Source organism: Rhizobium sp. 57MFTsu3.2 (genome assembly GCF_012932765.1).
Classification (GTDB): Bacteria; Pseudomonadota; Alphaproteobacteria; order Rhizobiales; family Rhizobiaceae; genus Rhizobium; species Rhizobium altiplani.
Window position 1 is genome coordinate 11,457 of sequence record NZ_JDWI01000025.1, and the last position, 12,786, is coordinate 24,242.

12 protein-coding genes are annotated in these 12,786 nt (G+C 61.1%); 5 read left to right on the forward strand and 7 right to left on the reverse strand.

Annotated elements, in window-relative coordinates; all coding sequences use genetic code 11:
* Positions 1-94: 94 nt before the first annotated feature.
* The 3 genes from AF71_RS22705 to AF71_RS22715 are packed head-to-tail and all read right to left on the reverse strand — an operon-like array spanning position 95 to position 3,842.
* Positions 95-2,389, reverse strand: a complete 2,295-nt coding sequence (locus tag AF71_RS22705; RefSeq protein ID WP_169683213.1) for a xanthine dehydrogenase family protein molybdopterin-binding subunit — start codon at positions 2,387-2,389, stop codon at positions 95-97.
* Positions 2,386-3,369, reverse strand: coding sequence for a xanthine dehydrogenase family protein subunit M (locus tag AF71_RS22710; RefSeq protein ID WP_169683215.1), 984 nt, complete (start codon positions 3,367-3,369; stop codon positions 2,386-2,388). Before AF71_RS22710 ends, AF71_RS22705 begins: the two co-directional genes overlap by 4 nt.
* Entirely contained in the window at positions 3,369-3,842 is a 474-nt protein-coding gene (locus AF71_RS22715; protein WP_169683217.1) for a (2Fe-2S)-binding protein, read from the reverse strand. Before AF71_RS22715 ends, AF71_RS22710 begins: the two co-directional genes overlap by 1 nt.
* A 216-nt stretch (positions 3,843-4,058) precedes the next feature.
* On the opposite strand from AF71_RS22715, the gene AF71_RS22720 reads away from it, so the two are divergent.
* The gene (locus tag AF71_RS22720) at positions 4,059-4,670 is read left to right on the forward strand and encodes a TetR/AcrR family transcriptional regulator (RefSeq protein WP_246733776.1); all 612 of its coding nucleotides are present in this window, start codon (positions 4,059-4,061) and stop codon (positions 4,668-4,670) included.
* A gap of 57 nt (positions 4,671-4,727) precedes the next feature.
* Here the strand turns inward: AF71_RS22720 and minE are convergent, their stop codons facing one another.
* The 4 genes from minE to AF71_RS22740 all read right to left on the reverse strand — a co-directional run bounded on the left by minE (position 4,728) and on the right by AF71_RS22740 (position 6,993).
* The gene (gene minE, locus AF71_RS22725; RefSeq protein ID WP_018858057.1) at positions 4,728-4,988 is read right to left on the reverse strand and encodes a cell division topological specificity factor MinE; all 261 of its coding nucleotides are present in this window, start codon (positions 4,986-4,988) and stop codon (positions 4,728-4,730) included.
* Positions 4,985-5,803: a septum site-determining protein MinD gene (gene minD / locus AF71_RS22730; protein WP_062369144.1), complete on the reverse strand. Its 819-nt coding sequence runs from the start codon at positions 5,801-5,803 to the stop codon at positions 4,985-4,987. The genes minE and minD overlap by 4 nt, the downstream gene beginning before the upstream one ends.
* Before the next feature lie 32 nt (positions 5,804-5,835).
* A complete protein-coding gene (gene minC, locus AF71_RS22735; RefSeq protein ID WP_113471831.1) occupies positions 5,836-6,561 on the reverse strand; it encodes a septum site-determining protein MinC in 726 nt (241 codons plus the stop codon).
* Between the two features lie 294 nt (positions 6,562-6,855).
* Positions 6,856-6,993, reverse strand: coding sequence for a DUF1127 domain-containing protein (locus AF71_RS22740; RefSeq protein ID WP_018858054.1), 138 nt, complete (start codon positions 6,991-6,993; stop codon positions 6,856-6,858).
* A gap of 351 nt (positions 6,994-7,344) precedes the next feature.
* Between AF71_RS22740 and AF71_RS22745 the strand changes: the two genes are divergently transcribed.
* The 4 genes from AF71_RS22745 to AF71_RS22760 all read left to right on the forward strand — a co-directional run bounded on the left by AF71_RS22745 (position 7,345) and on the right by AF71_RS22760 (position 12,611).
* The gene (locus AF71_RS22745) at positions 7,345-9,426 is read left to right on the forward strand and encodes a transketolase C-terminal domain-containing protein (protein WP_169683219.1); all 2,082 of its coding nucleotides are present in this window, start codon (positions 7,345-7,347) and stop codon (positions 9,424-9,426) included.
* A gap of 3 nt (positions 9,427-9,429) precedes the next feature.
* Complete coding sequence (locus AF71_RS22750) at positions 9,430-10,650, forward strand: 2-oxo acid dehydrogenase subunit E2 (RefSeq protein ID WP_169683220.1); 1,221 nt, start codon at positions 9,430-9,432, stop codon at positions 10,648-10,650.
* Between the two features lie 233 nt (positions 10,651-10,883).
* Positions 10,884-12,065 (forward strand): helix-turn-helix domain-containing protein, encoded by a 1,182-nt coding sequence (locus AF71_RS22755; protein ID WP_246733777.1) that lies wholly within the window; start codon positions 10,884-10,886, stop codon positions 12,063-12,065.
* A gap of 324 nt (positions 12,066-12,389) precedes the next feature.
* A complete protein-coding gene (locus AF71_RS22760; protein WP_062369148.1) occupies positions 12,390-12,611 on the forward strand; it encodes a hypothetical protein in 222 nt (73 codons plus the stop codon).
* Positions 12,612-12,786: the final 175 nt, after the last annotated feature.

The window sequence follows — 12,786 nt, forward strand, 5'->3', positions numbered from 1 at the left end:
TCACGACCGGCCAGGATGCGCGGGAACTCGCCATACGCGCTTTACGCTGCACGGCCCGTCGCCTGCGCAGAACGCAAGCCGACGAAGCCACTCGTCACTGCAGCTTCTCAAGCGTTATCGGCAGGTCGCGAACCCGCTTGCCGGTGGCGTGAAAGACGGCATTGGCGATTGCCGGCGCAACGCCGACAATGCCGACTTCGCCGACACCCTTGCCCCCGAGCACCGAGGCGTTGAGGTCGGGGATGCCAACAGAGATTACCTCGATCGGCGGAATGTCGGCATTGGTCGCAACGAGGTAGTCGCCGAGGTTGTTGTTGATGACGCGCCCGTTGCGCGGGTCAACCAGGCCTTCCTCGAGGAGCGCCTGACCGATCCCCATGATGATCCCACCACGCCATTGGCTTTCGGTAAGCTTGGGGTTGTAGATCCTGCCGCAATCGAAGGCCGAGACCATTCGGGAGACACGGACGGTACCGAAATCCTCATCCACCTTCACTTCCACAAAATGCGCGCACCAGCTGTGCATGGCGAACTCGCCCGCAGTCGGCCCCTTGATGCTTGTCATCGTGGTCCAGGCTTTCCGGTGACCTTCCGGCCCCTGCTCTCCGTCAGGAAGAGTGTTTCGCCGTGTCTCAACGCTGTCGCGGCCAAGAGCTGTCATCAGCTCCGGTATGGAGACGGAAAGCCCCCCGTCGCGAGGCACTGAAATCCGACCGCTTGCGAGTGTCAACGTATTGGCGCCAGTATCACGGAAAGGAGAGGCACTGTCGTTGAGGGCAAGCTCGATCAGCTCGTCGCGGGCAGCCGATGCTGCCTTGTGGACGGCCCCGGTGATTGCGCCGGCAAGCATCGAGCCGCCAGCAACCGTAGCGCCGGGAAGCGATGAGTCACCAAGCCGGACATTGATGCTTTCGACCGGAACACCGAGCACTTCAGCCGCGGTTTGGGCGAGGATCGTGTAAGTGCCCTGTCCCATGTCGATCGCGCCACTGACGACTTCCACCGAACCATCGGCGAGAATTCGGATCAGTGCCTCGCTCGAAGCGCGCAGGACCGGGAAGGTTCCGCACGCCACCCCCCAGCCGATCAGTTGTCTGCCATCTCGCATCGAGCGTGGCTCGAAGCTGCGGCGTGACCATCCGAACGCCTTGCCGCCCTCGGCAAGCGCCTCGCGCAAGCGGCGGGTCGACCACGGCTTGCCGGACTGTGGGTCCGCCTCGGCGTAGTTGCGCAACCTGAGTTCGACAGGATCGATCCCGACCGCGTAGGAGAGCTCATCCATGGCGCTTTCCAGGCCAAAGGCGCTTGGATTCTTGCCAGGGGCGCGCAAAGCTCCCGGCACAACCGTATTGACAGGTACGATGCTGTGCTTCGCGCTGAAATTCTCCACAGCGTACATCAGGGGCGTCGCCGCGTTTGTCTGCTCGGGAAAATCGGCGTAAGTCGCTGTCTCGCTGGCACCCCGATGCACGATGGACTGCAGCACGCCATCGGCGTTGGCGCCAAGAGCGATTGTCTGCCTGGTCGCGGCACGGCCACCATAGGCCGTAAAAGTCTGCGGGCGCGCGACAGCGAGCTTTACCGCTCGCCCAAGCTTGCGCGCTGCTGCCGTTGCTACGGCGCCATAGGCATAGGCTGTTGCCTTGGAGCCGAAGCCACCACCGATAAAGGGCGAGACGATACGCACATTTTCAGGGGGCAGTCCGTACCACTCGGCATAGGTGCGGGCCATCCCGTGCGTCCATTGGCTCGGTTCCCAGATTGTCAGCTGATCACCGTCCCATTTGGCAATCAGGCCATGCGGCTCGATCGTCACGTGATATTCGCGTGGCGTTCGATACTCTTCCTCGACACGCACCGCGGAGGCGGCGAGCGCGGCCTCGGCATCGCCCCAGCTCACCGTGAGCGCATCGAGCAGCTTTCCTTCTCCGGCATCGGGGTCATCGAGATCGACGACCGCCGGCCCTTCCTCGTAGGTGATGTCGACCAACCTTGCCGCTTCGGTTGCCTGCTCCAGTGTTTCCGCGATCACGGCAGCAACCGCCTGACCGTTGAAGCTGACATTGTGCGAAAGGGGATGGTAGGGCTGGTTGTCCGGCCGGTTTCCGTACCAGTCGGACGCCACCTTCAGGCCGAGATCGACATCGGGTGTCAGCACCAGTAGCGTGCCTGGAGCCGCCTCTGCCCGCGTCGTGTCGACCTTTACAACCCGACCGGCAGCAATCCGGCTCTGCACCAGGACAGCATAGGCCAAGCCCTCGACTGGCTGTTCCAAAGCATAGGTAGCGCTACCGGTGATCTTCAGCTTTCCATCGAAGCGCGAGAGGCGACCGCCGATCGTACCGTCGGAAGCATCACCACGTTTGTTTCGGGGTTCCATGATGGTCATGCAAGACCTCCCAGATTGAGGATGGCGCGCGCAATGACGCGCGGCGCGAGTTCGACCTTGTAGCGATTGGCGCCATGCGCGATGGCGCCGTCCATCGCCAGTCTGCTTGCCTTCTCGATGATACCGGCATCGAGGGGCTTCCCAATCAGAGCCTCCTCGACCGCCCGAGCACGCCAGGGCTTGGTGGCAACGCCACCCAGCGCGACGCGGATGTCGCGGACCGTCCTGCCGTCTGGCTCCATCTCGAGACCGACGGCAGCGCTTGCGGCTGCGAATTCATAGGACTGGCGGTCCCGGATCTTGAGATAGGTCGAATGTCTCGCGATTGGCGAAGCCGGAATGAGAACCGCAACCACCATCTCGCCGCGCTCAAGGACGGTTTCACGATCGGGTGTGTCGCCGGGAAGCACGAAGAATTCGTCAGCAGTCACCTTTCGGCCACCGAGGTCGATCGTGGCGTCCAGTGCAACCAGCGCAACGGCGAGATCCCCCGGATAGACAGCAATGCACGCCTCGCTGGTACCCAGCACCGCATGATTACGGGTCACACCCCCGATCGCCGAGCAGCCGGAACCGGGGTTGCGCTTGTTGCAGGCAGAAAACGTCGCAGGGTCACGGAAATAGGGGCACCGCGTACGCTGCAGAAGATTGCCGCCTATCGTCGCCATATTGCGCAACTGAGGAGAAGCCGCCAGCAACAGCGACTGCGAAACGGCCGGATAGTCGGCCCGTATCCCTGGGCTGCGGGCCACATCTTCCATTTTCGCCAGCGCGCCAATGGCAACGCCATCAGCATCCGCCGCAATCTGCGACAGGCCCGAGAGGTGACTGATATCGACGACTGAATCGGGTTCCGCAACGCCACATTTTGCCAGGTCGAGAAGCGTCGTGCCGCCGGCAAGCAGCATCGCGCCTGGCTGCGTGGCATGCTGGCGGGCGTCGTCGAGCGAACCTGCCCGGAAATAGCTGAAGTCCCTCATCACGCCATCTCCGCCGCTTCGCGGACCGCCGCCACGATATGATTATAGGCGCCGCACCGACAGAGATTGCCGGCCATGTATTCCCGGATCTCGTCGTCCGAGCCCGCTCGCCCCTCGCGGATGCAGGCGACGGCCGACATGATCTGGCCCGGCGTGCAATAGCCGCACTGGAAGGCGTCATGTTCCAGGAAGGCGGTCTGTACCGGATGCAGGTCGCCGCTTTCGGGCGCAAGTCCTTCGATCGTCATGATGCTTCGCCCTTCGACCTGGGCGGCGAGCGTCAGACAGGCGAGCACGCGCTTGCCGTCGACGTGGACGGTGCATGCGCCGCACTGCCCCTGGTCGCAACCCTTCTTCGTGCCAGTAAGGCCAAGTTGCTCACGCAGTGCGTCGAGCAACATCACGCGCGGTTCGACATCGAGATCATGCCGCCGTCCGTTGATGTCCAGGGAAAGATGAACCGTTCGTGTCATGATAAGCTCCTGCTATCGTCACGAGATTGGAGGTAAATCCAGAAAGAGGGTGGCCGCCGGGAATAGGAGCGCTACCTAAACTCACGGGAAGCAAGTCTGGGCACGTTTCGACATGACATCCTGCCCCCTTCTGGATTAAGAGGTAAAAGGCACCTCCTCACAAACGGAGGAGCCTCCGTTTAATCTAGTGACTTGCCGGTTGCCGTCAAGTCCGGAATGCGCTTGGAGCTTATTTTGGCCTCGGCACCGCCGAAGACAGCACAGTCGACACCGCCGCCACTGCGCGCCGACGCCCGTCGTAATCGTGAGAAGCTCGTCGAAGTCGCCGCCGCCGTCTTTGCGGAAGCTGGCGTCGAAACATCGCTGGAAGACATTGCCCGCCGGGCCGGCGTCGGCATTGGAACGCTCTACCGGCATTTTCCAACGCGCGAGCATCTGGTCGAGGTGGTCTATCGGCGGGAACTGGAAAGCCTCGCCGCGGCGGCGGAGGATCTCGCGGCAAGCCACGCGCCTGACGCTGCGCTGGAAGAATGGATGCGCCGCTTTGTAGGCTACATTGCCGCAAAGCGGGGGATGGCAAGCAGCTTGAAAATCCTGATGGACTCCAACGCCTCGCTGTTTGCCGAAGGCAGCGGCATCCTGCGCGGCGCCGTTGAACGGCTCCTGAGAGCGGCAGCCGATCAGGGCTTCATTCGAAACGATATCGACACGAGCGACCTTCTGCACGCCCTTTCGAGCATCTATTCGCTACCGGCATCCGCGGAGTGGCGGGATCGCTCGAACCGGCTGATCGGTCTCTTGATGGATGGGTTGCGGACGAAGAAATAACGCCATCGCCAGGCTTTGCGCCAAGCGGGAGGCGGCGCTCGTGGCGCCGCCCTTCGTTCATGCTGCCCGGACGGTCGCGCCCAGTGGGATTTCGACGTCGATCTCGAGGATCGACATATGCTCGTCGCGATCCATCGTCACGCGAACCCGTTCGCTGTCGACCTGCACGTGTTTGGCGATAACGGCGAGGATCTCCTCGCGCAGCAACGATACGAGATCGGATCCTGCCGAAACGCGCTCATGCGCGAGTAGAATCTGTAGTCGTTCCCTGGCCGCTGGCGCGGTCCTTTGCTTGCCAAAGATGCTGAAGATGCTCATGCAGCGGCCCTCCGTCCGAAGATTTTACCGAAGATGCCCCGCCTTTCTCCCGGAACGACGACTGGAAGCTCCTCACCCGCCAGCCTGCGCGCAGCATCGAAATAGGCCATCGCCGGCGCGCTGCGGCTATCGGCCAGGGTCACGGGGGCACCAATGTTGGATGCGCGAAGCACATCCGAGCTTTCTGGGATGATGCCGAGAAGTGGGATGGAGAGGATCTCCAGCACGTCATCGACTTTCAGCATGTCACCGCGTTCTGCACGGTTGGGGTCGTAGCGCGTCAGGAGCAGATGTTTTTCCATCCGTTCTCCGCTTTCGGCCTTCGCGGTCTTCGAGTCGAGCAGCCCGATGATACGGTCGGAATCACGCACTGAAGAGACTTCGGGATTGGTGACGACGACGGCGACGTCGGCGTGGCGCATGGCAAGCGTGGCACCGCGCTCGATCCCGGCCGGACTGTCGCAGATGATCCAGTCGAAATGACGCTTCAGGTCGTTGATAACGCGCTCCACGCCTTCCGCGGTCAGGTTGTCCTTGTCGCGCGTCTGGGATGCCGGCAGCAGGAAGAGCGTCTCAAGTCTCTTGTCACGGATCAGCGCCTGCGAAAGCTTCGCGTCCCCCTGGATGACGTTGATCAGATCGTAAACGACCCTTCGTTCAGCGCCCATGACGAGATCGAGATTGCGCAGGCCGACGTCAAAGTCGACAACAACGACTTTCTCGTTTCTTTGAGCCAAGGCTGCTCCGAGGGCTGCGGTGGATGTGGTCTTGCCCACTCCGCCCTTGCCCGAAGTGACGACGATGACTTTCCCCATCTTTCTCTCCTGTGTGATAGCCAGCTTCGGGCCTAGATAAGTTTCTCTGCCTTGATCGATTCGCCTTCCAGCCAAAGCTGAACGGGCTGTCCGCGAAGGTTCGGCGCAATGTCTTCCGCCATTTTGTAGATGCCATCTATCGCCACCAACTCTGCCTCAAGCTTGCGGCAGAAGATTCGCGCCGATGTATTTCCGACGGAGCCCGCCATGGCCCGCCCCCTCAGTGTCCCGTAGATATGAACCGAGCCACCGGCGATGATTTCCGAACCGGAAGCGACGGACCCGATGACCGTGACATCGCCTTCTGGAAAGATCAGCGACTGGCCTGAACGAATCGGCTCGCGGATGACGATCGACTGCAGCGCAGGTCGGGCCTCGACGGCTTCGGGCTGGGCGGCGCGAACATCGATGACCGGCTCCTGCTGCGGAACCTCGAAATCCGAAACAGGGCGCCCGCCCTTGAGGGCTGGGGGCATGCCGGGGCCGATCAGCGACGGGCGGCAGCCCTCGATCCCCATGATGCTGACGTTGCGCTGCGCCAGCTCGGCAATCAGGCCCTTCAGCTGCGCCCGGTCGATCTGGAGATCGCCGACGTCAAGCACGACTGGTCGCCCCAGGAAGAAGCCGGCGGAGCGCGCGGCAAGATCGTCTAGTCTCACGAGCCAGTCATCGAAGGGAAGATCTGGCGAAAGCATGACCGCCAGAAAAGAGCGGCCCTTGATACGGATCGAGCGAGCGTCAGTTAGCACTTTGGTCATCTATGTTAAGAAATCGTTGACTATTTCTATGTCTGATTTGGTTAACAAATAGTTAATTTCGGGCGCCCAGATCATTAACAGATCGCAAATCCTCTCACCGCAAATCGAAGCCACTAGCCCCTGATGCGCTGACAACAGGCATCTTGGATCGCCACTCTGAGGTAAGCGAGGATGCCTTCTCATAAAGGGGGGGCTGGTGTCGCTGGCAGCGGACGCCAAGAACCTGCCAGGCAATCCCTGAAATAATAAAGGCCCGCTTGGGCGGGCCTTGAGGTCTGGGTCTCGTTCGGTGCCTTAGCGGCCGTAAACCAGCCGCTTGATGTCGCCACGGCTGACGCCGATGTCCTTCAGCGCCGAGTCGTCAAGTCTGGAAAGATCTCTGTATGCCTTACGGAGCTGAAGGAACTCTCCGATCTTGTTGCCGATTTTCATGTCATATCTCCTTGTGCGATGCACAATTATATAGCGCATTGCTTTATGAATGAGCATTTCGAAAAGCGCATATGAGGCATCTGGAATTTGCAGCCTCGAGATGCAGGTTGCGAAGGAAACTTGCACGATCCCCTCGGCGACACGCGGATCTGCCCGACGATTCGATACGCAGCCACCGGCAATACCGGCCAAACCGGAACCTTATCGAGAGTGCCGAATTGATGGTGTGAAATATCGCCGTCTGGTGAAATGAACGTTTCACACCACCGTGCCTTTCGCGGAAAACTGAAACGAAATTTCTCCAAGGCTGTACTAACCTCCTCGTGGATCAGAGATTTGGGAGGATCGAAGATGGCACAGGCGACCGCGCTTATAATGCGTGGCAGGAACGCACCCGATGAGGGAATAGACTGGAAGCGCGTTACCTATCTCCTGCATCTCTCGCGCATCCTTGACGAGATGGAAGAAACGCGGCTCGTCCCCGAAAAAAAGATCCTCTATCAGTTTTCCGCCCGCGGCCACGACATGGCGCAGATCATGCTCGGGCTGCAGCTGACGAACCGCCACGATGCTACCTGCGGCTACTATCGGTCACGCCCGCTGCTTTTGTCGCTCGGCGTCGATCCGGCCGATGCGCTCGGCTCGGCGATGGCGCGCGCCGGCGGCTATTCGGACGGTCGCGATATTGGCGTCGTCTTCAACTATCCGAACCGCGACGGCGCTTCTGCCCTGCCGATGTGCGGCGGTGTCGGTGCCCAGTACACCCCGACCGCGGGCTGGGCCCAGGCAATTCACTACCATGCAACGGTCCTCGGGGAGCATGACTACAGTGACGCGGTAGCGGTCGTCCTTGGTGGAGATGGCTCGGTCGCATCGAATGGCTTCTGGTCGGCGCTGACAATCGCTACAACGCAGAAGCTGCCGATGTTGTTTTACGTCGAGGATAACGGCTTCGGGATCTCAGTTCCCTCCGACATGCAAACGCCGGGCGGAAACATTGCAGCCAATCTCGCGAGCTGGCGCGGCCTTGCCATCTTTGAAGGTGATGGCTGCGATCCCGCTGACGTGGCTCGCCTCACGCAAAACGCCGTCGGTTTCGTCCGCGATCAGAGAATGCCAGCTCTCCTGCGGCTGACGGTTCCGCGGCTGGAGGGTCATAGCTTCCAGGACACCCAGTCCTACAAGAGTGAAGAGCTCGTAAAGGCGGAATGGGCCCGTGATCCGCTGCCCCGTCTGCGAGACTACCTGGTTCCCTTGGCAATCAGCGCGGACGAGTGGGAAGCCTGCAGGCTTGAGGCCGGCGACACCGCGGAAAAGGCACGCGCCGAGGCTGAAAGCCGCGCCTTTTCGTCTCCCGAAACCGTCACCCGTCATGTGTTTTTCGACGGGGAAATGCAGTCAATGGGCGGTCAGCACTGCGACGGCTACCGGGCTCCGGAATGCAGCAACGAGGCCGCGCCAGACGGCCAACGCATCAATATGGTCACGGCGATCAGGCGCACACTGGACCACGAATTGGCCACCAACCCACGCGTGGTGCTGTTTGGCGAGGACATTGGTCCGAAGGGCGGCGTTCACGCGGTCACGCTTGGACTCCAGGAGAAATTCGGCAAGGACCGTGTCTTTGACACATCGCTGTCGGAAGAAGGCATCGTCGGTCGCGCCGTCGGGATGGCGCTCGCGGGCCTCGTTCCCGTTCCCGAGATCCAGTTCCGCAAATACGCCGAGCCCGCGACCGAACAGATCAACGATTGCGGTACGATCCGCTGGCGCACCAACAACCGGTTCGCCGCGCCGGTCGTGCTGCGCGTGCCCGGCGGCTTTTTCAAATGTGGGGATCCGTGGCACAGCCAGACGAACGAGGTCGCCTTCGTCCATCAACCAGGCTGGCAGGTTGCCGTTCCCTCGAACGCCGAAGACGCCGTCGGGCTGTTGCGAACGGCCCTGCGCGGGAACGATCCGGTGATCTTCTTCGAGCATCGCGCCATGCTCGACCATCCATGGGCTCGTCGCCCCTACCCCGGCGACAACTTCGCGCTTCCCTTTGGCAAGGCACGCTTTACACGCAGGGGCGACGCAATCACGATCGTGACCTGGGGTGCCATGGTTCCGCGCTGCGAGGAAGCGGCAGAAGACATCTCCGCCGATGTCATCGATCTGCGAACATTGATGCCGTGGGACCGCGAGAGCGTCATCTCGTCGGTTCGTCGCACACGGCGCTGCCTTATCGTCCATGAGGACCTTAAGACAGCCGGCTTCGGCGCGGAGATCGCCGCCGTCGTTGCTGACGAGACCTTCCTGGATCTCGACGCCCCGGTCGCACGGTTGACGATGCCTGACATCCCGAGCCCGCACAATCCATCCTTGCTCGAATGGGCACTGCCGTCCGTGGACCGGATCCGGCAGAAGATCACCGCCTTGGTGGAGTACTAGATCATGGTCGATTTCGCCGAAGTCCTCGTTCCCGTCGAGCAGGAGGGTACGAAGACGGTCGTCCGCAGCTGGCTGAAGCAACCGGGTGAGACTGTCGCGCTGGATGATCCCCTCGTCGAACTTGAGACGGACAAGGTGACGCAGGAGATTTCCGCACCCGCAGCCGGGATACTTGACGAGATCGTAATGGGATCGGGCACGGATGCGACGCCTGGCGCAGTTCTCGGCCGTATTCGCCTGATAGCTACCGCTGCCGGTGATGACCATGTGCGGGATACTCCCACCTTGCCGTCCCGCGAGACAAGCGATGCAGGCGGGGACCGGTTCTCGCCAGCGGTTCGCAGCGCCGGCGCACAATATGGCATCGACCCGGCTGCGGTGCTTGGCACCGGCAAGGACGGACGTGTCACGCGTTTGGATATGGATGCCGCGTTCGAAAAAAAGCAGCGCCGCGACGGGATACCGTCGCCCCTGAACACGCCGACCGGCTCCGGGCCGGCCACTCTTGCCCGCGATCAGACCAGTCACGGGTCGCGTATGGTCGCCCATACGCCCATGCGGCTTTCCATCGCCCGGCACATGCTGGAGTCGCTTACGGCTGCCCCCCATGTCACGTCGATCTTCGAGGCCGATTTCACGGCAGTCATCAGGCATCGCGAAAGGAACAAGGCGGCAATGGCCGCCGATGGCATCAATCTCTCCTATACGGCCTATATCATCGTCGCTTGCGTCGTGGCGATGCGGGCAGTACCGGAGATCAACAGCCGCTGGCATGAGGATCATCTGGAGGTCTTCGACGATATCAACATCGGCGTCGGCATGGCCCTCGGCGACAGGGGCCTGGTCGTCCCGGTGATCCAGCAAGCGCAGAGCCTCGCGTTACCCGATGTCGCCGCCAGACTTCAAGACCTGACCAATCGCGGGCGTTCCGGTGGCCTGACCAACGCCGACATGCGCGGCGGCACCTTCACCATCTCAAACCATGGCGTGTCTGGCTCGCTGGTCGCTACGCCCATCGTCATCAATCAGCCGCAGTCGGCAATTCTTGGCGTCGGAAAAATGGAGAAGCGCGTCGTCGTACGAGAGATCGACGGCGTCGATACCATCCAGATTCGGCCGATGGCCTATGTCTCGCTAACGATCGACCATCGCGCGCTGGACGCCCACCAGACAAATGCCTGGTTGACGTCTTTCGTCCAGATCCTCGAGGGCTGGCGGGACTAGCGCGGGCGGCTCGCAAATAGCCGCGCGCTGTGAGTTCGACTGGCGTCCCCCACTATCACCCAGACGGCACCGTTGCATGCAGCACGCATCCACAATCGCGCGAGTGTGCATAACGGCGTCCTATGGTAGCGTTTTCATTGACTACAACGCGGCATGCGCTAGCTTTGACAACAGCTGATTCAGTACTGGTGGGATAGCTAGGCCGTGCTCCCTGATCCAATATGGAGACCGAATTGCCGGACGATGAACGATCTCGCCTCTCCCCTCCACACCCTGATGGCGGCAAGCGCGACGATAGCAAGACCGTGCAGGTGGAACGCCGTCGCTTTCCTCGCGACACCAAACCACCGGACGAGCACCCTGCGCCTCCTCCGGCATTGAAACCCCTGCGATTTTCCACGCGCGACCTTGAGCCGGCACAGCAATTTTTCGCCTGGCAGTCTTATGTCGCGCCGCTTGTCGATATCAGGCGCCCGGACAGCATTCCCACGGATACGGGTTTTGTGGCCGACCATGCGGTCTGGAACCTCGGCGGCATGCTTGTCGTTCAGCAAAGCACGCCCGCCCATAGCTATATGCGTTCGGAAGCGAAGGTTCGATCAAGCCCGATCGATCACTGGCATATCTCTGTATTGCGCGGCGGTCGAACATGGACGGAAGTTGGCGGACATGTTTCCGAGGGCGAGCCTGGAAATGTCGAATTGCGTAGTTTGGGGCATCCCTTTCGTGGTCGATCGACGGACGCCCAAACCCTGTCCCTCTACCTGCCTCGCGAATTGCTCCATCCCGCCTCCGCTGTCGAAATCAAGAACAACATCGCGCTTGTCGGAACACGCGCCAAACTGCTGATCGACTATCTGGATGGCGTCGAGACGAAGCTGGCCCTGCTTGCTGAGGCGGATCTTTCTCACGTGGTACAGACCGTCCGCGATCTGATCCTGGCCTGTGTTTCATCATCGTCAGCACATGTCTCGTCGCCAGAACAAAGCAGCGGCTTGCCACTGAAGGAACGCGTCCACCGCTTCGTCCAGCACAATCTGATGTCACCCGACCTGACGACCGACCGTTTGTGCCGGGAACTGGGCGTCTCCCGCACGCGGCTCTACCAGGCTTTCGAGACAGACGGCGGTGTGCATCACTATATCCAGCGACGCCGGCTCTTGTCCGCGCACGCCGCATTGAGCGATACCTCCAACCGGCAACAAATCGCCGATATCGCCTTCGCGGCTGGCTTTTCCTCAGCCGCACATTTCAGCCGCGCCTTCAGCAAGGAATTCGGCTACAGCCCGCGTGAGGCGAGGACTTCGGGCATGCCGTCCAATATTGGCTATTCCGTCGAGCCGGTAGCCGAGGCTGAGAGTGGTCAGTCCTTCGACACATGGCTGAGAACGCTTGGGCACAACCGTCGAGCCTGAGCGCGGTTGTTGCGTTAGCGCCTTGCGTCGGTCGCCTCCCCGTTCGCGCTGAATGCCCGCCGCCGCAAGTTCCCGCGTTTTGGGGGTGATGCCTCGTGCAAAGCGAACAGCCGCGGCTGTGCCAATATCGCTCAACAGCGAGAGCACCTGGGGCCGTCCCTGGAGCCGCAGAAATGTACGCTGCTGCAAGTTTCCGGATGCGTAGCTAACGACAAGATCCCAGTAACCCCTTAATAAAGAAGCATAATCGCAGTGCAGGCAGTGAGACGGAACGCACAAGGAAATGCGCCCGTCATCAGATGGGGCAACTTTCAGGGGCATATCATGGAACCGACCAACCCTACGATCCAGATCAGCAACCCTCAATATTCTACGAATGATCCGTACCGCGTCGTCGAGCGTGAGGAAGTCCTTGCACAGGCTTTTCGAGCTTTCGTGCAACGAGCCGTTGCTGCGGGATGGAAGGAAACCGAGGTCGCTCTGACCTTGGCCGATATCGCCGACGATTACGTAATGGCTCTCGCGCGAAGGGTTAAGGCGAACTAGCATCGAGTAACTTTCGCGTGCAGCACCACCTGAACGCGAAATGCCAGCATCTCTTCAGCGTGTCCGGGGCCCACCGCTTTGCACTAATGCAAGCGGTGGGCCTCGGTCGTTGAGCCGACGCTGCGCGTTCCTGACGGCTTGTCAAACTCGCTTGGCGCCACAATCCATCAGTTTC

Bases quoted from the DNA above. Each gene is read 5' to 3' on its own strand.
- minE (WP_018858057.1), bottom strand. From the start codon at position 4,988: ATGAGCATCTTCAGCATCTTTGGCAAGCAAAGGACCGCGCCAGCGGCC.
- AF71_RS22720 (WP_246733776.1), top strand. From the start codon at position 4,059: ATGCGCTTGGAGCTTATTTTGGCCTCGGCACCGCCGAAGACAGCACAG.
- minD (WP_062369144.1), bottom strand. From the start codon at position 5,803: ATGGGGAAAGTCATCGTCGTCACTTCGGGCAAGGGCGGAGTGGGCAAG.
- AF71_RS22740 (WP_018858054.1), bottom strand. From the start codon at position 6,993: ATGAAAATCGGCAACAAGATCGGAGAGTTCCTTCAGCTCCGTAAGGCA.
- AF71_RS22715 (WP_169683217.1), bottom strand. From the start codon at position 3,842: ATGACACGAACGGTTCATCTTTCCCTGGACATCAACGGACGGCGGCAT.
- AF71_RS22705 (WP_169683213.1), bottom strand. From the start codon at position 2,389: ATGACCATCATGGAACCCCGAAACAAACGTGGTGATGCTTCCGACGGT.
- AF71_RS22745 (WP_169683219.1), top strand. From the start codon at position 7,345: ATGGCACAGGCGACCGCGCTTATAATGCGTGGCAGGAACGCACCCGAT.
- AF71_RS22750 (WP_169683220.1), top strand. From the start codon at position 9,430: ATGGTCGATTTCGCCGAAGTCCTCGTTCCCGTCGAGCAGGAGGGTACG.
- AF71_RS22710 (WP_169683215.1), bottom strand. From the start codon at position 3,369: ATGAGGGACTTCAGCTATTTCCGGGCAGGTTCGCTCGACGACGCCCGC.
- AF71_RS22760 (WP_062369148.1), top strand. From the start codon at position 12,390: ATGGAACCGACCAACCCTACGATCCAGATCAGCAACCCTCAATATTCT.
- minC (WP_113471831.1), bottom strand. From the start codon at position 6,561: ATGACCAAAGTGCTAACTGACGCTCGCTCGATCCGTATCAAGGGCCGC.